The 21335-nt window shown below is 55.2% G+C and carries 16 protein-coding genes; all 16 read right to left on the bottom strand.

Annotation, left to right across the window (positions count from 1 at the left end):
- Nucleotides 1-6: 6 nt before the first annotated feature.
- On the bottom strand, nt 7-228 hold the full coding sequence (locus tag ABOC97_RS02595) for a zinc ribbon domain-containing protein (protein ID WP_349593731.1): 222 nt from the start codon (nt 226-228) through the stop codon (nt 7-9).
- Nucleotides 229-279: 51 nt separating this feature from the next.
- Nucleotides 280-1371: a Gfo/Idh/MocA family oxidoreductase gene (locus ABOC97_RS02590; RefSeq protein ID WP_349593729.1), complete on the bottom strand. Its 1092-nt coding sequence runs from the start codon at nt 1369-1371 to the stop codon at nt 280-282.
- 89 nt (nt 1372-1460) lie between these two features.
- Nucleotides 1461-2642 carry a cystathionine beta-lyase gene (metC, locus tag ABOC97_RS02585; protein WP_349593726.1) on the bottom strand — a complete coding sequence of 394 codons (1182 nt, stop codon included), beginning with the start codon at nt 2640-2642 and terminating at the stop codon, nt 1461-1463.
- Nucleotides 2643-2933: 291 nt separating this feature from the next.
- Complete coding sequence (locus ABOC97_RS02580) at nt 2934-3179, bottom strand: DUF2543 family protein (protein ID WP_349593723.1); 246 nt, start codon at nt 3177-3179, stop codon at nt 2934-2936.
- A 99-nt stretch (nt 3180-3278) separates the two neighbouring features.
- On the bottom strand, nt 3279-3761 hold the full coding sequence (locus ABOC97_RS02575; protein ID WP_349593720.1) for a cold-shock protein: 483 nt from the start codon (nt 3759-3761) through the stop codon (nt 3279-3281).
- Nucleotides 3762-3945: 184 nt separating this feature from the next.
- Complete coding sequence (locus tag ABOC97_RS02570) at nt 3946-4350, bottom strand: VOC family protein (RefSeq protein ID WP_349593717.1); 405 nt, start codon at nt 4348-4350, stop codon at nt 3946-3948.
- 146 nt (nt 4351-4496) lie between these two features.
- Nucleotides 4497-5975, bottom strand: coding sequence for a ribosome biogenesis GTPase Der (der, locus tag ABOC97_RS02565; protein ID WP_052282297.1), 1479 nt, complete (start codon nt 5973-5975; stop codon nt 4497-4499).
- A gap of 188 nt (nt 5976-6163) precedes the next feature.
- Nucleotides 6164-7342, bottom strand: a complete 1179-nt coding sequence (gene bamB, locus ABOC97_RS02560; protein WP_349593714.1) for an outer membrane protein assembly factor BamB — start codon at nt 7340-7342, stop codon at nt 6164-6166.
- 10 nt (nt 7343-7352) lie between these two features.
- Nucleotides 7353-7973 carry a YfgM family protein gene (locus ABOC97_RS02555; protein ID WP_061282914.1) on the bottom strand — a complete coding sequence of 207 codons (621 nt, stop codon included), beginning with the start codon at nt 7971-7973 and terminating at the stop codon, nt 7353-7355.
- A gap of 33 nt (nt 7974-8006) precedes the next feature.
- On the bottom strand, nt 8007-9281 hold the full coding sequence (gene hisS / locus ABOC97_RS02550; RefSeq protein WP_349593711.1) for a histidine--tRNA ligase: 1275 nt from the start codon (nt 9279-9281) through the stop codon (nt 8007-8009).
- Nucleotides 9282-9372: 91 nt separating this feature from the next.
- Nucleotides 9373-10491, bottom strand: a complete 1119-nt coding sequence (gene ispG, locus ABOC97_RS02545) for a flavodoxin-dependent (E)-4-hydroxy-3-methylbut-2-enyl-diphosphate synthase (RefSeq protein WP_349593707.1) — start codon at nt 10489-10491, stop codon at nt 9373-9375.
- Nucleotides 10492-10517: 26 nt separating this feature from the next.
- On the bottom strand, nt 10518-11537 hold the full coding sequence (rodZ, locus tag ABOC97_RS02540; protein ID WP_349593704.1) for a cytoskeleton protein RodZ: 1020 nt from the start codon (nt 11535-11537) through the stop codon (nt 10518-10520).
- A gap of 275 nt (nt 11538-11812) precedes the next feature.
- The gene (locus ABOC97_RS02535) at nt 11813-12979 is read right to left on the bottom strand and encodes a bifunctional tRNA (adenosine(37)-C2)-methyltransferase TrmG/ribosomal RNA large subunit methyltransferase RlmN (RefSeq protein WP_349593701.1); all 1167 of its coding nucleotides are present in this window, start codon (nt 12977-12979) and stop codon (nt 11813-11815) included.
- Between the two features lie 170 nt (nt 12980-13149).
- Nucleotides 13150-13581: a nucleoside-diphosphate kinase gene (ndk, locus tag ABOC97_RS02530; RefSeq protein ID WP_052282290.1), complete on the bottom strand. Its 432-nt coding sequence runs from the start codon at nt 13579-13581 to the stop codon at nt 13150-13152.
- 252 nt (nt 13582-13833) lie between these two features.
- Entirely contained in the window at nt 13834-16152 is a 2319-nt protein-coding gene (gene pbpC, locus ABOC97_RS02525) for a peptidoglycan glycosyltransferase PbpC (RefSeq protein WP_349593698.1), read from the bottom strand.
- Between the two features lies 1 nt (nt 16153).
- Nucleotides 16154-21115 (bottom strand): alpha-2-macroglobulin family protein, encoded by a 4962-nt coding sequence (locus ABOC97_RS02520; protein WP_349593695.1) that lies wholly within the window; start codon nt 21113-21115, stop codon nt 16154-16156.
- Nucleotides 21116-21335: the final 220 nt, after the last annotated feature.

Here is a 21335-nt window from a genome sequence, read left to right as displayed (position 1 = left end):
TCGTGCTTATTCGCCGACGGGCACCCATTCGACCCGTTTTTTCGAAACCAGCCCGTGTCCGTTCTGGCACAGGAAATCTACCGCCCCACAGGCTTTTAATACTTCCAGCGGTTTATGACATTCAGGGCAACGCGCCTCGAGGATGAATTCCTTTTCACAGCGCTCACAGTGCGCCTGATTTCCCTGCACTTCCAGCGATGCCTGACAGCCTGGGCAGATGAACTCCATAGCAACTCCTTAACTTTTGTTTTGTACCGCTATTTTACCACGGCTCGGGCCTTAATGAGCGCCGCGCAGTTGCTGTTGAAGCTGTAATAGCACCTCAACTTCCGTCATTCTACGCTGAGTCAATCTGGCCACTTCTTCCGGCGCTCGCGTAAAAAGGCTACTGGCGCCAAAAATATGTTCACCGAGACAATGGGCATACACCGCACCGTCTCGCGTCCAGCTCATCGCACTGTCGCCTGTTATCAACTCGACTCGTTCACCGCCTGGGCCACGATTCTGGCTAATCATTCGACCATCACGCAGATAGATGCATATCCCTTTGCGCTCGACGCCAGGCCCGGCATATTTATTTAGCCACAGATTCACCGGTATCCCGGCAAGGGTTCCCTGCAGGTGTGCCTCACCTTCTGCGGTGTCGAAATCACCGGGGGAGATTGCTCTTCCCAGACGATCTTTAGCCAATAGTACATTCAGGTTCAGCTCATCGCTGCCGCCGAGATAACGTACCGTTTCGCGCATCATCGCCAGCACGTGAGTGCCAACATCCACAATCACCCCATCCGGGTGGCGTAGCTGGCGGGTATCAGGTTCACCGGTGGCAAAATTGAGTGCGATAGGTTCGCCGGCTGCGTTAAAACCACTTGGCTCTAGCAGAAAACCGTCAATACCAACAATATCATCAAGCGTTGTTACCGGCGGATAAGCCACCTCGGCATGACCTTCTGGCCGCCAGCGATCGTCCATTTTACCTTGAGCAAGACACAGCGCGCCGTCTCGAGCCATCCAGTGATCCAACGCCAGCACGCGATCGGCGTTATCGGCCAGCGAGAGGATCGCACGCAGGCGCCCTATTTGACCGGGGGTCGCGACAATCGGTTTTTCTACCACAATGCGCGGTATTGAGGTAGCCAGCGCCGCTTCTAGTACCGGCAAATGTTGCAGTGACGCGGTGGTGATGCATAGCGTGTCGATAGGCTGTGCCAGCAGGGCCGCGAGTGATTCACAGCAGGTCACACCGGGTAGCGTTCGCTGAGCGTCGAGGTCGTATCCCCACAGGGTCGATACCGGTAAAGACAGTCGGCGTAGCGCAGGAAGCCAGGCCGTTTCAACCACGGCGCCCAAACCGACAAAACCAATATTCATAATCTCTGACTCACAAATAAGAAAGTGGTATCAGAGATTATTATCTGTGAAGCGCCATCGTGAAATATTGCGCACGATGGCCTAATGCATCACAACGTAGAACGTAATCGGTCAAACCCTTCCGCCAGATCGGTTTTCAGGTCATCCATATCTTCGAGACCAATTTGTAGTCGCAGCGTTAAACCGCCCGGCTGCCAGTTCGTTGCGGTACGGTAGTCGGCGCAGTTAAACGGGATAATCAAGCTTTCAAACCCGCCCCACGAGTAGCCCATCCCAAAAATGCTCATATTATCGAGCATCTTCGTCACTCCCGCTTTAGAGAACTCCGGCTTAAGCACCAGGGAAAACAGCCCGGAGGAACCGGTGAAATCTCTTTTCCAAATCTCGTGCCCCGGGCACTCCGGCAGCGCAGGATGGAGGACCTTTAAAACCTCTGGACGTGATTTCAGCCAGCGCGCCATTTCGAGGCCGCGTTTTTCCGCCTCTTTGAGCCGAATATGCATCGTACGCAGGCCACGCAGTGCCAGGAAGCAGTCCTCCGCGCCCGGCAACATTGCCATCAAGTCATAAGTTTTGCGAAGCTGCGGCCACCAGGCGTCATTGGCAGACACCAGCCCCATAAGCAGATCGGAGTGACCGCCAAGATACTTAGTACCAGCCTCCAGCGAGAGGTCGCATCCGTGTTCGTGAGCGCGAAAGAAAATCGGCGTCGCCCAGGTATTATCAATAATGGTGGTCACGCCATGCGCTTTCGCCGCCCGGGTCATCGCCGGAACATCCTGAATCTCAAAGCTTTGTGAACCAGGCGACTCAAGAAACAGCGTGGTGGTATTGGGCCGAAACAGAGTCTCAATCCCAGCACCAATACACGGATCATAATAGGTAGTCTCAATCCCCATTTTCGCGAGCATACCGGCGCAAAAGTTACGCGTTGGTCGATATACGCTATCCGGCATCAAAAGATGATCGCCAGACTTAAGCGTCGTCAGCAGAGAGAGCGCGATCGCCCCAAGCCCTGAGGGGGATAAAACCGTTCCGGCGGCACCCGCCAGTGAGCTCCAGGCATTTTCCAGGCTGGCAATCGTTGGCGTGCCCATGGTGCCGTAATTGAACTCGGCGCGGTTATGCTCGAGATCGTCAACCGTGGGGAAAATGACCGTCGAACCACGGTACACCGGAGCGTTCACAAAGCCTGATTGCTTCGAAACATCCCGGCCTAGCTGGGTGATTTGCGTGCTGATGTTAAAATCGGAGGTGGAACGGTGACCCATAAATTACCCCATAAATTTCAGCGAGATTTCATTAGTCATATCCATCATCTGGGATGAATAACGGCAAAACGATAACTATCCTGCGTTAGGCGCAGCGAAGTCAACGCGCGTTTCACATTGAGAGGATTATCGTTTGGATAGAATGAAGAGGTAGTACGGAAGCGAGGTGTTGATGTGTTGTCATGCGACGACATCAGCACGAGCGGAAAAGTGATGGAAAACCGTGGGGAGAGCGCGGCATGATTAACACGCCGCTTCTATCTTATTAGCCCTGGGTTGTGAGAGTGGGTGCTATTCGTTGCCCCATTCATTGAGGAAATTGGCAATTTCATCAATGCGCTGCTCTGCAATACCTGCTTCACGCGCCATCTCTTGCTGCGCTTCTTCACTGATTTCTTCATTGTTCATCAGGCGGGTCAGCAGCAGTTGGAAATAATGTGCTAACGCATCACGTTCAGAGTCGCTCACAGGTTTCGCGCATTCCGTCGCGTACTCGTCGGCGATGTCATAATACTTGATATCTACTTCATGGCTCATAAATTACTCCCCGGATTAACGTCTATGTCAATTGTCGCCCGCTGCGCCAGTACCCGGCTTAGGGTCGTGAGAAAATGGCGCAGGGTGAGTCCGAATGGTTCAGACCTTCAGCATTTTTACCGTTGCTTCGATATCGATTTCATCTTCCGTGAAAATTAACGTTGTTCCCTGGAAGGTAGTGATCGCCAGTTTTTTCAGCGAGCGCATTTCACCCGGCTTAGTCGCCGATTTTGGCTTGATACTGTTCATCAAAGCCCCGACAGACAGCACCGCGTTCTCTTTATCGATTCGGGTGTCCGCAGGCACTTCTTCGCTGTAAACCAGATAAGATTTGATTGCCGTGAGTTTAAGGCGCTCACCCGCGATATAGATGTATTTGCTTTCCGGGATGACTTTCACCGCGAAAGCCGACAACCCTTTGTTGTTGGTCGTCGGTTCGAAAGTCACCGCCGCATCTTTCTTAATCAGTTCAGGGTTGGCAACCTTAATCACATGAAAATAACGGTTATCACCGTTTTCATCTTTGATAAATCCAAAACCTTTATCTTCAAACCAGGTTGTGATTGTTCCGTTCATCGCCATTACCGCCTACTTAATCGTTTATCTGCTCAATTTTTGCAGCGCGCAGTGTAAAACACAATGCCCGCGCAGACTACGTCTTTGGTGTAAGTCTGGCTGATTAATTTCAGCTACGCGAGGGGGGCCACCCGTAAGGGTCCTGAATCGCTCACCAATGACAATACAAGACCAAACGCAACGTGGATTTTCATCGCGTTTGTGCGTTCTGATAGAGATCCCAACGGTTGCCATACAGATCTTCAAATACAACGACCGTTCCGTACTCTTCTTCACGCGGCTCCTCACAAAAATGAACGCCTTTGGCCTTCATCGCGTGGTAATCACGCCAAAAATCATCGGTCTGCAGGAACAAAAACACCCTGCCGCCGCACTGATTACCAATAAAATCCTTTTGTCGGTCGTTCGATGCTCGAGCCAGTAAAATATGGCAGTCGCTTTCCGGTCCCGGCGACACTACGACCCAACGTTTTCCTGGCTGTGGCGTATCCTCAACAAGGATAAAGCCCAGTTTATCGGTGTAGTACTCAATCGCACGGTCATAGTCGTCGACGACGACAGCTACATGCCCCAGGCACCGTTTCTGTGTTCTCATTTTTTTGCTCCGTTACGCTTTCACTATCACAGCTCAGGTATACCTTTTACCACAAAAGCGTTTTGACCTACCCTGCACCACAAAAAGAAAAGCCCGCATCATGCGGGCTCCTCATTTTACTCAGCGGTGATAAACCCTGCGGTCTATTACTTGCTCTTTTTGATGTGCTTCATCAAGCGCTGGCGCTTACGCATCTGGGTTGGGGTCAGCGTGTTGCGTTTGTTCGCATACGGGTTTTCCCCTTCCTTGAACTGGATGCGGATTGGAGTCCCCATGACGTCCAGCGACTTACGGAAGTAGTTCATCAGATAGCGTTTATAGGAATCCGGCAGGTCTTTTACCTGATTACCATGGATAACTACAATTGGCGGGTTGTAACCACCGGCGTGGGCATACTTCAGCTTCACGCGACGACCACGAACCAATGGCGGCTGGTGATCTTCGGTTGCCATGCTCATGATGCGGGTCAGCATCGCCGTGCCGACACGACGGGTGGAACTGTCATAGGCTTCACGGATGGATTCGAACAGATTACCTACGCCGCTGCCGTGCAGCGCGGAGATAAAGTGCACGCGAGCAAAGTCGATAAAGCCCAGACGATAGTCCAGAGTCTCTTTCACCTGCTCTTTCACTTCCATGCTCAGGCCGTCCCACTTGTTGACGACAATAACAAGTGAGCGCCCACTATTGAGGATAAAGCCCAGCAGTGACAGGTCCTGATCGGAGATACCTTCACGAGCATCGATAACCAGCAGACAGACGTTGGCGTCTTCAATGGCCTGCAGGGTTTTGATAACGGAGAATTTTTCTACCGTATCGGTCACTTTACCGCGCTTACGTACACCGGCGGTGTCGATGAGCACGTATTCACGCTCATCGCGTTCCATCGGGATGTAGATACTGTCACGGGTGGTACCCGGCATATCGTAAACCACCACGCGGTCTTCGCCGAGGATACGGTTAGTCAGCGTTGACTTACCGACGTTAGGGCGACCCACGATAGCGATTTTAATCGGCAGATCCTGCGGGTTGAAGTCATCTTCTGGCTCTTCGACTTCACCGCCGTTCTGCTCGGCTTCAAACTTCGCCCAGTACTCCGCGTCTTCGTCCACTTCTTCCGGCGGGTTAACATCATCAACGAATGGCAGCAGAACGGTTTCCAGCAGCGTGGTCACGCCGCGGCCATGGGAGGCAGCGATCGCGTGAATCTCACCAAGGCCCAGCGACCAGAAGTCAGCCACCGCCTGATCCGGGTCAATCCCGTCCGTTTTGTTCGCCACCAGGAAGGTTGGCTTTTCGCGCGAACGCAGATGCTTGGCGATGCCTTCATCCGCAGGCATCAGCCCCGCACGTGCATCAACCATAAACAGCACCACGTCGGCTTCTTCAATCGCCAGCAGCGACTGTTCAGCCATGCGCGTTTCCACGCCTTCTTCCGTACCATCGATACCGCCGGTATCGATACAGATAAACTCACGCCCTTCAACTTCAGCACGACCGTACTTACGGTCACGAGTCAGACCCGGGAAATCCGCGACCAGCGCATCACGAGTGCGCGTCAAGCGGTTAAAGAGCGTGGATTTTCCGACATTAGGGCGCCCGACAAGCGCGACCACAGGAACCATGATAAAGCCTCATATACTCAAAATTTGTGACAATTTGCTTTGCCGGGCGGCATTTCGCTTATCCGGTCTGCGCTTGTGCGGCAGGCTCGATAAGTGAAGCGCCATCGGGCATAAAAATCAGTAACAATACAAATAGCAAACGGCCCCTGACTAAACAGGAGCCGTCCATCGCTGAAAAACTACAGACGTTAACGCGTAATCGCGTAAACCGTACCGTCTTTCGCCTGAATCAGCAATTTACCGTCAGCAACAACCGGTTCGGTCAGGAAGCCGGAGCTGTCAACTTTCTGCTGGGCCACAAAGCGCCCATCTTCTGGATTAATCCAGTGCATGTAGCCTTCGCTATCGCCTACCACCAGGCTGCCATTATACAGCGCCGGAGTGGTCAGCAGACGGTGCAGCAGATCGCTTTGCGTCCACAGCGTCACACCACCGTCGGTGGTCAGCGCCAGAACGCGGTCATTCTGGTCGGCAATGTAGATACGGTTGCCATCAACGATGAAGTCATTCACCGAACCCAGCTCACGTTTCCACAGGATCTGGCCGCTGCGCAGATCCAGCGCCGTCAGATTACCATTGTAGGCTAATGCATAAACAACGCCATTCACGATAACCGGCGTGGTATCAACATCGCTCAGACGGTCGATTTCAGTGGTACCGGTAGCCTGAGAAATACGTTGCTGCCAGATAAGCTGGCCTTGCTGCATCAGCACCGCACTCACACGACCGTTATCACCACCCACAATAGCTGCGCCGAATGCGACGGCCGGTGCAGATTCACCGCGCAGAGAAAGCGCAGGCATATCCAGGTTCACCGTCCATTTCACCACGCCGCTGTTCTCATCCAGCGCCTGCAGCTGACCGTTGCTGGTATGAACCAGAACCAGGCCATCGCTTGCCGTTGGACGAGACAGAACTTCACCTGCCGCCGTGGTCTGCCAGACGATAGCACCGGTGCCGGCATCCAGCGCGTAAACCTGCGCTTTTTCGCTGCCGACGTACACGTGGCCGCCCGCAATGGTCAAGCCGCCAGACAGCAGAGCCGGTTTACGGCTAAACCAGCCGTCTTTTTCCGCCAGATTCACGGACCAGACTTCTTTACCATCGTCAGCGTTAACCGCTTTCACGGTGCCTTTACGATCGGCCGCATAGACTACGCTGTCGGCATAAGCAGGATGCAGGTTCGAGTAGAAGTCACCAATACCGCTACCGACGGAAACATCCCATGCGGTAGATGGCGTAAACTGGTTTTCTACGGTTGGCAGAGGAGACATTTTAACAACGTCTTCTTCGCCGCTGAATAACGAACAACCACTCAACAGAGTGACAGAAAGCAGTCCTGGCAAAAGTACTTTACGCAATTGCATCGGGTCCCTCTCAGACGGACAAATTATTAATTTTCATGCGCATCATTTCACTCAGCGCCGGTGATGCATCGCTCTTAGCGCCAGCTTCCCACGCTGCACGAGCACCCTGTTTGTCACCTTTACTGAGCAGGATTTCCCCGCGTAAATCAGCAACAATAGCCGTCCAACCTTCACCTTTCACGCCTTCCAGCGTTTTCAGCGCCGCATCAGCCTGCTTCATCTGCAGCTGAACGCGCGCCAGGCGCAGATTAATCACGGACTTCAGATTCTCATCAGACGCAGCGGCTAAGCCTTGCTGCAGCTGCTTTTCCGCCTGTGCCAGATCGTTTTTATCAACAAAGGCCTGCGCCAGTTCCAGAGAAGCAAACGCCCCGTAGGTGTTTTTCGTCTCCGCCGCAAACTTCTGGGCTGAGGCCAGCGCTTCCGGTTTCCCTGAGGACAGAGAAGAAACGGCATTTTCATAAGCCACGGAAGATTCCCGGGCCGAGTCTACCTGATGAGAATTCCAGTAACGCCAGCCAACCAGCGCACCGATCCCCAAAATCACCCCAACGGCCAGCGCTTTGCCATTTTCAGCAAAGAAGCGTTTGATCGCATCAACCTGGTCATTTTCGTTATTGTAAATTTCCACGCAGCCCTTCTCCTGATAATAATGTTCTGGAGATCAACCCAGAATAGTGCGCAAATGCGCGGCAACGCCTTCCTGCGTTACGGTTGTCTGCTCACCAGAGCGCAAATCCTTCACGACAACAGTGGCCTGTTCAACCTCAGATTCACCCAACACCAGGGCAATGCGAGCACCCCATTTATCAGCACGTGCAAACTGCTTCTTAAAGTTGCCGCCGCCGTGGTTGGTCATCAGCTTCACGTCCGGTAACGCATCACGAACCTGCTCAGCCAGACGCATTGCCGCTGACTGAGTATCGGTGCCTGAAGCGACCAGGTATATATCGACAACAGGATCGGCTTTAAATTCCGGATTAACTGCCTGAACCAACAAAACAAGTCGTTCGAGACCCATGGCAAAACCAACCGCCGGAGTCGCGCGACCACCCAGTTGCTCAACCAGACCATCATAACGACCACCTGCACAAACGGTACCCTGCGAGCCAAGGCTGTTAGTTACCCATTCGAAAACGGTACGGTTGTAGTAATCCAGGCCGCGAACCAGGCGCTGGTTAACGGTGTAAGCAATACCCGCGGCATCCAGCTGTGCACACAGGCCAGCAAAGTGCTCACGAGAATCTTGATCCAGATAATCGCCCAGCGCCGGTGCATCATTCAGCAACGCCTGAACGTCTGGGTTTTTGGAATCCAGCACGCGCAGCGGGTTGCTGTACATACGGCGTTTGCAGTCTTCATCCAGCACTTCAACGTGCTGCTCGAGGAATGCCACCAGCGCATCGCGGTAGTTTGCGCGCGCTTCCAGAGAACCGATGGAGTTCAGCTCCAGATTAACGTGTTCAGAAATGCCCAGCGCACGCCACCAGCGAGCGGTCAGCATAATCAGCTCGGCGTCGATATCCGGACCCTGCAGGCCAAAGACTTCGCAACCCAGCTGATGGAACTGGCGGTAGCGCCCTTTCTGCGGACGTTCGTGGCGGAACATCGGCCCGATATACCACAGACGCTGCTCCTGATTGTACAGAAGACCATGCTCGATGCCGGCGCGTACACAGCCCGCGGTACCTTCCGGACGCAGCGTCAGGCTATCGCCATTGCGGTCTTCAAAGGTATACATCTCTTTTTCAACCACGTCGGTCACTTCACCGATAGCGCGTTTGAACAACGGGGTCTGCTCTACAATCGGCAAACGGATTTCGCTATAACCGTAGCTGCCGAGCACCTGCTTAAGTGTGCCTTCAATGCGCTGCCAGATGGCGGTGTCGCCAGGCAGATAATCGTTCATGCCGCGAATGGCTTGAATGTTTTTTGCCACGTTAATTCTCTTTATATATAAAAATGAACCCTCAGCACCAGGGTGCCAGCGGGTTCAATCATACACGGGAAGCAAGACGCTTCCCATCTCGTTATTTTTCAACCTGCTGAACATCGATACGATTGGCGGCATCGAGAATCGTCGCTTTCGCACGAATACGCGTTTCAAGTTGGCTAATCATATCGTCGTTGTCGAGGCGGTCTTTACGTACGCCGTCTTCGTACAGGCCGCTTTTCTTATTACCACCGGTAACGCCCAGGGTCGACACCAGCGCTTCGCCAGGGCCGTTCACCACGCAACCGATAATGGAAACATCCATTGGGGTAATAATATCTTCCAGGCGCTGTTCTAACGCGTTGACCGTACCGATAACGTCAAATTCCTGACGTGAACAGGTTGGGCAAGCGATGAAGTTGATCCCACGCGCACGGATACGCAGCGATTTCAGAATATCAAAACCAACCTTGATCTCTTCAACCGGATCCGCCGCCAGCGAAACGCGCAGCGTATCGCCGATCCCTTCAGACAGCAGCAAACCGAGGCCGATCGCCGATTTCACCGAACCGCTGCGAGCGCCGCCCGCTTCGGTGATCCCTAAGTGCAGAGGCTGATCGATGCGCGATGCCAGCAGGCGATAGGATTCAACCGCCAGGAAAACATCAGACGCCTTGACGCTGACTTTGAACTGATCGAAGTTCAGACGATCGAGGTGATCCACGTGACGCATGGCCGATTCGAGCAGCGCCTGCGGCGTAGGCTCACCGTATTTTTCCTGCAGATCTTTTTCCAGCGACCCGGCGTTAACGCCGATGCGGATAGGAATATTTTTGTCGCGCGCACAGTCGACGACCATGCGAATACGCTCTTCGCTACCGATATTTCCTGGGTTAATACGCAGGCAGTCAACGCCGTATTCCGCCACTTTTAGCGCAATACGGTAGTCGAAATGGATATCAGCGACCAGCGGGACATTAACCTGCTGTTTGATGAGTTTGAAAGCTTCGGCAGCGTCCATCGTTGGGACGGATACACGAACGATATCCGCACCAACGCGTTCTAAAGCTTTGATCTGATTGACCGTCGCTTCGACATCTGTCGTACGCGTATTGGTCATCGACTGGACGGCGATAGGAGCCCCATCGCCGATCGGCACGTTCCCAACGTAAATGCGTGTGGATTTTCTACGTTGAATAGGAGCCTGATTGTGCATGAAAAATCTCCCGCATTACGCGTCTGTTATTGTGCCGGTGATTGTTCAGCATTCACCGTCAGGCGCGCAACCTGGTTAGTTCTGATAAAACGACTCAGATCGACAGGTTTACCCTGGAATTCGATCTGTACTGCAGCCGGCGCGCCAATTTTCAGTTTATAAGGCGCCTGGCCTGCCAGATTCAAGTTACCGCCTTTGCGCTGCAGACCGCTGAACAGTTTTTTACCTGTCGCATCGGTCACTTCCAGCCAGCAATCGGCGGAGAAGTTCATCACCAATGCGTTAGCATCAGCAACCGGTGCCGCGGTCTGCGCTGGGTCAGTTGGCAGTGCGCCCGGCGTTGCGGTTTGCGCGGCTGGGGCAGTTTGTGCAGCTGTTGCGTCAACGCCCGCCTGCGACGGTGCCACAACGGCGTTATTCTGGGCGGTATCCGCTGGCGCAGTGGTAGCAGCCGGAGCGGTTTCAACCGGAGTAGCCGCGCTGTTATCAGCGGTAGCAGTCATATCGGTCGGCGCTGGGGTAGTAGAGGTAGTGTCTGTACCCGTATTCAGCGGAATATTCTGTGCATCATTGCCGCTGGCCTTCAGCTCAACGGAGGATTGATCGGCCATGGTGCTGATCTCTTCCTGCTGCGCTTTATGGTTCTGCCACCACCAGGCTACGGTTAAACCGATAACCACGAACAGCACGAGCCAGGTAAAGCTCATCAGCCAGCCATCGCGTTTTTTACGACGTTTGCCCAAAGAGAAAGTCTGCATCGGCGCGACTTTTGCCGCTCTTATCGGTGCCTGCTTTTCCATCATCGGCAGCAGTTCTTCTTCAGGAATATGCACGAGGCGAGCATATGAACGGATATAACCACGCAAGAATGTTGAAGCAAGTTCAGCAGGTGCCTTATCGTCTTCAATATCACGAACGGTGGAAACCTTCAGACACAAGCGTTCTGCAACAGCTTGCTGACTGAGTCCGAGTTGTTCACGGGCATTACGCAAACGGACACCCGTAGTTTGTGCTTCTGGTTGGTCGTGGTTGGTTTCAGTATTCATTCGCTACAACTGCTGATTCGTGAAATTTAGGTTCTGATGCAAACAGCGTTCGCACCGCGAAACATCCGGTCGTGTGTAGAGAAGGCAGACAGACGGTCAGCGCTTACCCTACGGCAAACAGCGTCAAAGGCCCTATTTCCGCTGTTGTGGCAACGCTACATACTGCCTCAATACTTGAGGAAACGCACCGTAATTATTAACCAGATCAGTGCGTTTCGCCTAATCCTTAAGCACTTAACCCCGTGTGCGCCATTTCTGGCGCACACGATACCGCATTACAGCTCTTTGACCGAGATAGATTCACCCTGCATACGCTTACGCATTGTACGCTTGGTACGGTCAATCACGTCACCGGCCAACTGACCACAGGCAGCATCAATATCATCACCGCGCGTTTTACGAACGATGGTGGTAAAGCCATAGCTCATCAACACTTTACAGAAACGATCGATGCGGCTATTAGAGCTGCGGCCATACGGCGCGCCCGGGAACGGGTTCCATGGGATCAGGTTGATCTTGCATGGCGTATCTTTGAGCAGTTCTGCCAACTCATGCGCATGCTCGGTACCGTCGTTGACGTGATCCAGCATAACGTATTCGATGGTGACGCGGCCCTGGTTGGCGTTGGACTTCGAAATATAGCCGCGAACCGACTCGAGGAAGGTCGCGATATTGTATTTCTTGTTGATCGGTACGATTTCGTCGCGAATCGTATCGTTCGGTGCGTGCAAAGAGATAGCCAGCGCGACATCAATCATATCGCCCAGTTTATCCAGTGCAGGAACAACGCCTGAGGTAGACAGGGTCACGCGACGTTTGGACAGGCCAAAACCGAAATCATCAAGCATGATTTCCATTGCTGGAACCACGTTGGTCAGGTTCAGCAGAGGTTCACCCATGCCCATCATCACCACGTTGGTGATAGGACGCACGCCCGTCGCTTTTACGGCACCGACGATCTTCGCTGCGCGCCAGACCTGGCCGATGATTTCAGAGACCCGCAGGTTACGGTTAAAACCCTGCTGAGCCGTAGAACAGAATTTACACTCTAATGCACAACCAACCTGTGAAGATACGCACAGGGTCGCGCGATCGTCTTCCGGGATATACACGGTTTCAACGCGCTGATCGCCTACGGCAATCGCCCATTTGATGGTGCCATCGGAAGAACGCTGCTCTTCCACCACTTCCGGGGCGCGAATCTCAGCAACTTGTTTCAGTTTGCTACGCAGGACTTTGTTGATATCGGTCATATCATCGAAGTCATCGCTGCAATAGTGATACATCCACTTCATCACCTGATCGGCGCGGAAGGGTTTTTCGCCTAAGTCTTTAAAAAACTCGCGCATCTGCTGACGGTTAAGATCCAGCAGGTTAATTTTTCCATCTTTATTGGGAACCGCCGGGATGGCGCTCTCAGGCGTGACAATTTGTTCAGACATTTTCTATTCCGGCCTCGTTGTTACACGTTATGGCCCCTGGAGGGTGAATGATAAAAAGAAGCGCCCCAGGAAAGCGGTCTGCTCGTCCGGGGGCGCTGCATTGTACAAATTCTGGCGCATGGATGCCACGTCTGCACGCGGCATTCGCTAAATAAAGTGTAAACGTGCCCTTAGCGGGTACGTGGGCACACTTCACCTTCTGCGAAGAAGAACGCGATTTCACGAGCGGCAGACTCAACGGAGTCAGAACCGTGGGTGCCGTTCTCGGTGAAGCTGTCCGCGTAATCAGCACGCAGAGTACCAGCCAGCGCGTTGTCTGGGTTGGTTGCACCCAGCAGATCGCGGTGACGCTGAACGGCGTTTTCGCCTTCCAGTACGGAAACCACGATTGGGCCAGAGGTCATGAATTCAACCAGACCGTCGAAGAATGGACGACCGTCGTGCTCAGCGTAGAAACCGCGAGCCTGTTCAACGGTCAGGTGCAGCATTTTGGTGCCGACGATTTTGAACCCTGCTGCTTCAAAGCGAGCAAAGATGCTACCAATAACGTTTTTTGCCACCGCGTTTGGCTTGATGATGGAAAAAGTACGTTCAATTGCCATGATTACCTCTAATAATAAAATTTGTTCTGTTGTCGTGCATACAGCGGCTGTATGACCTGGCGCGGATTATAATGACCCGTTGCGTTGTTGCCTATGGATGAAGGTAACATTTTTTTAAAATAAAACACTTTTAAGCAACACATTGTGTAACAAATTCGTATTCACCTTCACGCGGGTGACTATGGCGTATAGCACGGCGTTTACTCAGCGGCTCCAGTACCCCTCGCCTGACTCGATATCGAGCGGTTCTGCTCACTGCAGTGAAAAATTCACCACAGCCATCTGTCCGGCATCATCCATTACTACCAACTGGTAGCGTCCGGCTTTCTCAAGCGTCAGGATCAGATTATCACCATTATTGCTCGCCGGCTCGCCGTTAAGAAACCACCAGCGCCGCCCTTCTCCCCCGCTGGCCTGTAGTACCACTTTGGCACTCGTTTCGCCCGGTAAACGACGAATCACCGCCTCTTCGCGAATCCCGGTAAGCATCAGCGGAGCGGCATTCTGTAACTGCCGCGGCGGGCAAACCACCGAAGCAGGAGGAAGCCGTGCTGCCCGACGTTCTCCCACCGGCAGCCAGGGTTCTAGCGGCAGCGGCCAGACGTCCATGCTGACTTCCCGCGCGTCCGGACAACCTGCCGCCACCCTCTGGCCTGAATTATCCAGCCAAAGAGGGAAACGAATGCCCTGCACGCCTTCTTGCCCCGGTAGCAACAGCGTCGGCGGCAGACCGTTATCCAACACCCAGGTCGACAGACGACGGCGACAATTGCTGTCGCCCGCAGGCAACGGCTGACCACCGGGCCAGCAAATCTCCGCTGCACTCACCGATGCAGGCCGCGGATCTCGGTCCTCCTGCTGGCGCGAAGCCCCCGAAAGCAGCAGATTACTCACCTGGTTTAGCAGCGGTATCGCGCTGGCAAAACCAAACTGCCCGGCAACCGGCGTGCCGTCAGGTCTCCCCGTCCAGATGCCGATACTGTAGCGGGCATTGACGCCAATCGCCCACGCATCGCGGTAGCCGTAGCTGGTGCCGGTTTTCCACGCCAGCGGCACCACCTGCGGCAGCGAGTCGTCCGGCAGCGGCTGCGCTTCCCCAGCCAGAATCCGGCGGATTATCCACGCGGAACCCGGTGAAAGCAGCGGACGTTCAACCAGCGGATCGCTGGCCAGCATACGCAGCTTGCCCACCTTTCCGTGACGAGCAAACGCGCTATAGGCGGCGGTAATATCCGCCAGACGCGCACCGGCACCGCCGAGAATCAACGACAGATTCGGTTGTGCATTAGCAGGTAAAATCAGCGGCAGCCCCGCATTACGCAAACGCGCGGCAAACTGTTTCGGGCCGTAAGCGTCCAACACCTGGACCGCCGGAAGGTTGAGCGAACGCACCAGCGCTTCGCTCATGCTCACCGGGCCGTGGAAGCCGCTATCAAAATTACCGGGCCGATAGTCGCCTACCCGACGTGGAACATCCTGCAGCAGCGATGCCGGATGGACAAGCGCGCTGTCGAGCGCCATGCCGTATAAAAACGGTTTCAGCACCGATCCCGGCGAGCGGATGGCCGTGACCATATCGACGTGACCAAACCGGTTGTCGTCGGCAATATCGGCCGACCCAACCCAACCGCGAACTTTCATATTGCGGTTATCTACCACCACCATTGCCAGCGAACTGCGCGGCGGCAGACGCGATTTCCAGCTCATCGCCAGCTCTTCCAGTTGACGTTGCAGCCCGGCATCCAGCGTGGTCACCACTTTCTCGGCCCGGCTGCGCGCCAGCATCTGTCGCGAAAACAGCGGTGCCAGCTGCGGCATCTGGCGCGGGAACAGCCATACGGCCTCTTCTTTGGCTTCTTTCACCACGCTTACGGGCCACACCTGCTGGGTGAGCATACGGTCGAGCACTTTATTCCGTGCCGCCTGTGCGCGCTGCGGCCAGCGGTCCGGGCGCAGTCGACTCGGCGCCTGCGGCAGTACCGCCAATAGCGCAGCGTCGGCGTAGCTAAGCTGGGCCGGTGGTTTGCCAAGATAAGCCCAACTGGCGGCACCAATCCCCTGAAGCGTGCCGCCAAACGGTGCACGGTTGAGATAGAGAGTAAGAATATCGCGCTTGGAAAGATGCCATTCAAGCTGGAAGGCGCGCCAAAGCTGGCGCACTTTCCCCCCGAAAGTACGGGAATGCGGATCGAGCAGGCGCGCCACCTGCATGGTAATCGTACTGCCGCCGGAGACTACCCGGCCAGCGGCCAGATCCTGCCAGGCCGCGCGGACAATTGAGAACGGGTTCACGCCGGGATGATCCCAGAACCAGCGATCCTCGTACTGGATCAACGCTTCGAGATAGCGGGGAGATACCTCCTCGATAGTGACCGGATAGCGCCAGATCCCCTCGCTGTCCGCAAAGCGCCACAACGGGCTACCATCCTCGGCGACTACCACGCGTGCGGGCGTCACTTCGTGTAGCGGCAGCGGCCAGAGCCTGTCCGCCAGTACAATGCTGGCAACCAAAATCACCACCGCAGCGGCCAGCCAGCGCCAGCCGCGGTGTTTAAAGCAGCGAAAACGCATCTTACGGAACGACGATCAGCATATCGTCAGCCGTACCGGTTGCGCGCCAGCCAGGGACATACATTGATTCAACCTGCGACGGCGGAACATGATAAGTGCCTGGCATTACCGCTCGCGCCAGATATACCAGCGTGACCGGCTGATTGGTGTTAACCGCCACAGCCGCCACGAAGCGATCATCGCGGAACTCCATATGCTGGATATCCGCTTGCTGCATCTGGTTTAGCCACTCCTGCACCGCACTACCGTTATCCTGCAGATTCGCACTACTGTTAGCCAGGTTTTGGTTTTCCAGCTCCAGACCGGCCGGCAACATATCGACCACCAGCGCATCCGGCACGTTCTGGCTGGCCGTCACGTCCAGCTTCACCAGCACCAGATCGCCGCTGCGCAAAGAAGAGAGTGATTTACTCTGTCCGTCTGGACCAAAGAATTGACGCTCAATCTGCAACACGTTGCTCTCTGCCGCCGGCGCGCTGTTTGGGTAGCCTGTGCTGTCAAGACGCAGCCACAGCGGCTGTTGACCTTTGTTAGTGACCTTCAGCGTCGAGAGCTGTTCGCCGTCGAGATTACGCGTCAGCGATTTGTCTCCCTGTAACGGCTGAGCCTCCAGCGAAGTCTGCGCCTGCCAGTTACCCGGCAGACTCAGCAGCCCTTTAGCCGCCAGGAACAGGGCATTGTTTTCCTGCGTCGACAACCAACGTTCACCAAATGCCTCTTCCGAAAGGGTTTGCAGCAGCATATTTTGCACGTCAGGCAGCAGCTTGTTCTCTTCCAGCAGGGAGAGCATCAGCGCATTGTCGCGCAGAGTGCTACCGTAATCCGCCAGCCAGCGCGACGCGTCCGCACGTTTAGTGGTTAGCGCCAGTTGTATCGCCTGTTCACTGCGAGGGGCATCCCCCATCGCTTTAAGGGCGATGCCCAACTGCATTAATGACAATCCGGAGCGCGATTGTTCGTGGCGATCCCACAGCTCGCGCAGCGCGCCTAGCGGCGCTTTTTGCTGCCGCGCCAGCACCAGTCCGGCATAGGCCTGAATGGCGAAACGGCTGGCCGCGGTATCGTCGGTATAGCGTACGCTCATCAACCCCGGCTCCTGCAAATAACGCAGCATCCGATTGTTGCCTTTGTTGATAGCCTCGGCCGGAACGCTGTAGCCCTGCTCACCGGCGCGTACCAGGAAGTCCATGGCGTAGGCGGTCAGCCAGTACTCTTCCGGACCGTCTTTATCCCATAGGCCAAAACCGCCGTTATCTTTCTGCATTTGCAGCAAACGTGAGATACCGATATCCACGGCAGCGCGGCGCTTGTCGTCGCTGTCACCGGCGATACCCAGCGTTTTAAGCTGTTCGGCATTGGTATAAAGCTGCGGGAAGAGTCCGCTGGCGGTCTGCTCCAGACAGCCGTATGGATAGGCTTTCAGTTCACGAATATAACGCGCCAGATTCAGCGGTGGTTTGCCGCTGAGCAGCAGTTGCCCTTGCAGCGTGGTCGGTGAAAATGCTGCATTCTGATTTGCCGGCAGGCTCCAGTGTTCACCCGGCTGGAGCACCGCACCGAGACTCACCGTTTGCGCCGGGAAGGCCGGACGGATGCCGATTTTCCACTGTTTATGCATATCCGCCAGCGTTTCACCCGGCAGGTTGACACCCGAAACAGTCACGCTAACGTCGCCATCACCATAACCTTCGCCTGCGCTAATTGGCACAAACAGCGTGCTGCGTACGCCTGGCTCCAGGGTCAACGGTGACGGCTGGGCGCTATTTAGCTGCAACAGGCCGCTAGCGGCAATCTGCACCGTCAGGGTTTGCGGCTGGTCGGTCAGGTTGGTGACGTCCAGCGTCATACGTGCACTGTCGCCGCTGGCCATAAAGCGCGGGGTATTCAGCTCGGCGACGATCGGCGCGGCAACCACCACTTTGTCCTCGCTGCTGCCGAAATCTTCCGTCGTCCACGCCTGCGCCATCACCCGCAGTTCGCCGTTAAAATCACCGATAGGCATCGTAATCGTGCCTTCGCCGTTGTCGTCCAGCGTCACCGGCTGCGCCTGTTGGGCAATAATGGTGACGTGGTTGACCGGCGGTTTACCGCCACGGTTGAGTTCATCGCCATCGCCGCCGAAGCGCAGGCTGGCAAGACGTCCCTCGCCTTCGATAACCTGGCCATAAATGTCATAGATATCCGCACCGTAACGTTTCTGGCCAAAGAAGGCCTGCCACGGATCCGGCGTCGTATAATCGGTAATATTCAGAACACCGCTATCGACCGCCGACAGCAGAACGTTCACCTGTTTTGGCGTAGCGCCATCTTTGCGATTGACCTTCACTTTGACGGTCAGCGGCTGGTTCGGCCGCATTTTCTGCGGCGCATCCAGTGCGACATTCAGCCGACGCTGTTCATCGCCTAGCGGTAGATGAAGCACTCCAACCGCGCGTTTCGGTGTCGCAGAACGCGATTTATCCCCCGGACGCACCACCAGCGTGCTCAGATAAAGGTCGTGACGGTTCCAGCTTTTATCCACCGGAATGGTCAGATCCAGCCCTTTCTCCGGGACGTCAATTTCCTGCCACCACAGCGGCCCCTCGCTGGACTCCACCATCGCATAGCCTTTACCCGCCGCCGGTGCGGCAACGTGCAGCTTGATAGTGTCTCCCGGCTGGTAGTTCGGCTTATCCAGTTTCAGCGTCACGCGATCGGGACGCGCAGCACCGCTGCCGTCGCTGTTATCCTGCCAGCTGTAGCCTGCCCAGAAGCGCACGCTGCTGACCGCATCGTTCGGCGCTTTCACCTCCAGACGATAGGCGCCCCACTCCACCGGGAAGCTGACCTTTCCGGTTTCATCGGTTTTCAGATCCAGCGTTTCCTCACCTTCCACCAGATCTTTTTGATCAAAGCGAGACTGCCAGCCGTCGCCTTCCGACCAGTTCCAGTAATAATCGCGACGCTCGCGAATCAGCCGTACCTGCAACCCGGACACCGCTTTTTTATCGCCCTGCGCGTTGCTGTAGACGATATCGAACGCCGCCTGACCATTTTCATCCACGATCGGCTGATTGACGGTGGTGTCGGTGCGATAGTCATACACCGCTTTGCTGGCAAACTGCGGGCGGATCCCCGGCAGTTCGGCTGCAGGCCAGATAGCCTGAGTTGCCCGACGCGTCACCGGACAACCGCCCGACTCCAGCAGGCTGGCCTGTAAAATCACCTGCAGCGGCGAGTGGGTTTCCTGCCACTGGCTGGCGGTGGTCACTTCGCCGTGCCCTTTGTCATCCAGCGTCAGATTCATTTCATCGAGGCTGCGAGTGATATTTTCCTCAGCGATATCGCCAAACTGGAAGCCCGGCAGCGCCGCCACGGCATCACGCAGCGGACGTAAAAACAGCTTACCTTGCAGGCTATTGCCGTTGGCCGGTGCGCCGTAGAGGTAGTAACCTGCGACGCTGAATTTCACATCGTCACCCGGTGCCAGCGGCGTAGTCTGAGGCGTCAGATTCAACGCCATACGTTCGGGCATAAAATCTTCAACATGGAAATCCCACTCCTGCAGCTGGTTGTCGCCGGTATTGGCGCGAATGTGCCACATCCCGGTCGCCGCGCCGCTGTCCAGTGCCCAGCTAAACTGGTACAGACCGTTGACGGCCTGGCTGACCACGCTGCGTACCACCGTGCCGTCTGGTTTCACCACATCAAGTTTCACCGGCTGGTCGGGTAGCGGTTTGCCGTCGCTGTCGCGCAGCAAACCGTTTAAAATCACCGTTTCCCCCGGGCGATAGAGATCGCGCGGGCCAAACATGAAGAACTGCTTACGGTAGCCCGGCGCACCGGCAATATCGAACTCGGCCAAATCCAGCGCGGGTTGTTTAAGATCGAGAAGCGTAGTTTGCCCCTCTTTACGTGCCAGCAGCAAAGCCGCCTCTTTATCGGTTTTCAGCATGGCGTGACCTTTGCCATCGCTGGTTGCCTGCGCCAGGGTTTGCCCTTTATCGTTTAGCAGCGTGAGCTCAACCGCCGACTGGGCGGCGCCGTTTTCCAGACTCTGGGTAAAGACATCCAGCTGGTCGTGATAGCGGTGCAGCGATACGCCAACGTCGCTGAGGGTAAACAGCGTGGCGGCATTGCTATAGCTGTACTGCCCGGCCGGATTCATCACCGCGATATAGACGCCGGACTGTTGCAAAGGCGCAATGTCCTTCAGCGGTAGCAGCAGTTTTTCCCGGGTATTGCGCGCCGGGTTGAGATCGAAGCGTCCGGTATAGACCAGATCGGCCATTTTCAGCAGCTCGTCCGATTCCCAGTTGCTCAGCGAGCTACGGTATTCCCACTGGCTGACAAACCCCGCCAGCGCTTCAGGCTTGACGCGGAAGAAGTTGACGTCAACGTGCGGCACGTTAAGCACCATCACCGGCAGCCCTTCAATCACTTTGCCCGGCAGCAGCGAACCGCGGCTGGCAAAGCCGACGCTCGGCGCAATATCGCGGGTAGTCAGCGTTTTCTCAACGCTGGTGCCAAAGGTGGCTTTATTCAACGCCACCAGCTGCGGGTCAACCGTCACAATCAGGTCACGTTTCGGTTCAAGATGGCGTAAGCGCAGCTCTTTAAGATTGGGTGACAATTCCCAGGCACCGTCGACCTTGCCGCTCTTTTTATCCACCACGTGGACCGTTTTGCTGAAGTCCTGGTCGGGATTAAGTGCAATCGAGAAGGTGAGCACCAGCGTCGCCGCACCATCCAGCTGAACTTCAGATGCGTCAAGAAGCGAAAGGGATTTTCCCTGGCTTTGCTGAGCCAGTTTTTCCAGCGTGGCGGCATCCGCTTTCGCTGCGGCATTATGGTTTTTTGCGCCGTCATTATTGCTCGGCGTAGCGGAAACGGTGGGCTTGTCGTCGTTGTTATTGTCGCAACCCGCCAGCGTGAACGTCATTGCCAGCGCGAGGGCTAGCGTGGCCAAACGAAAGGGTTTCATCCTGTAACCTCTGACTGGTGATGTCTGATTGTGTGGTCAACACAGTATTATGCCTGAGGCCGTAGCCCGCCAGTAGTCGTTAAACTCCCAAAAATCCCTTCCTACTCTCCATCTGCCCGCGATGTTACTGCGATCACAGGTCATAACGTAACATGTGACGTTGAGCGTACTTTGTTTTTAAAACAATAAGATAGCTAGATTAACTTAGCGGAGTGCTGCT

This window comes from Kluyvera huaxiensis (genome assembly GCF_040149365.1).
Classification (GTDB): domain Bacteria; phylum Pseudomonadota; class Gammaproteobacteria; order Enterobacterales; family Enterobacteriaceae; genus Kluyvera; species Kluyvera intermedia_A.
This window is presented reverse-complemented; position numbering and strand designations above follow the sequence as displayed.

What these genes read in the sequence shown, in the direction of transcription:
- bamB (WP_349593714.1), bottom strand. Translation starts at nt 7,342, where the DNA reads ATGCAATTGCGTAAAGTACTTTTGCCAGGACTGCTTTCTGTCACTCTG.
- ispG (WP_349593707.1), bottom strand. Translation starts at nt 10,491, where the DNA reads ATGCACAATCAGGCTCCTATTCAACGTAGAAAATCCACACGCATTTAC.
- metC (WP_349593726.1), bottom strand. Translation starts at nt 2,642, where the DNA reads ATGGGTCACCGTTCCACCTCCGATTTTAACATCAGCACGCAAATCACC.
- ABOC97_RS02580 (WP_349593723.1), bottom strand. Translation starts at nt 3,179, where the DNA reads ATGAGCCATGAAGTAGATATCAAGTATTATGACATCGCCGACGAGTAC.
- ABOC97_RS02590 (WP_349593729.1), bottom strand. Translation starts at nt 1,371, where the DNA reads ATGAATATTGGTTTTGTCGGTTTGGGCGCCGTGGTTGAAACGGCCTGG.
- ABOC97_RS02520 (WP_349593695.1), bottom strand. Translation starts at nt 21,115, where the DNA reads ATGAAACCCTTTCGTTTGGCCACGCTAGCCCTCGCGCTGGCAATGACG.
- ABOC97_RS02570 (WP_349593717.1), bottom strand. Translation starts at nt 4,350, where the DNA reads ATGAGAACACAGAAACGGTGCCTGGGGCATGTAGCTGTCGTCGTCGAC.
- ndk (WP_052282290.1), bottom strand. Translation starts at nt 13,581, where the DNA reads ATGGCAATTGAACGTACTTTTTCCATCATCAAGCCAAACGCGGTGGCA.
- ABOC97_RS02535 (WP_349593701.1), bottom strand. Translation starts at nt 12,979, where the DNA reads ATGTCTGAACAAATTGTCACGCCTGAGAGCGCCATCCCGGCGGTTCCC.
- rodZ (WP_349593704.1), bottom strand. Translation starts at nt 11,537, where the DNA reads ATGAATACTGAAACCAACCACGACCAACCAGAAGCACAAACTACGGGT.
- ABOC97_RS02595 (WP_349593731.1), bottom strand. Translation starts at nt 228, where the DNA reads ATGGAGTTCATCTGCCCAGGCTGTCAGGCATCGCTGGAAGTGCAGGGA.
- der (WP_052282297.1), bottom strand. Translation starts at nt 5,975, where the DNA reads ATGGTTCCTGTGGTCGCGCTTGTCGGGCGCCCTAATGTCGGAAAATCC.
- pbpC (WP_349593698.1), bottom strand. Translation starts at nt 16,152, where the DNA reads ATGCGTTTTCGCTGCTTTAAACACCGCGGCTGGCGCTGGCTGGCCGCT.
- ABOC97_RS02575 (WP_349593720.1), bottom strand. Translation starts at nt 3,761, where the DNA reads ATGGCGATGAACGGAACAATCACAACCTGGTTTGAAGATAAAGGTTTT.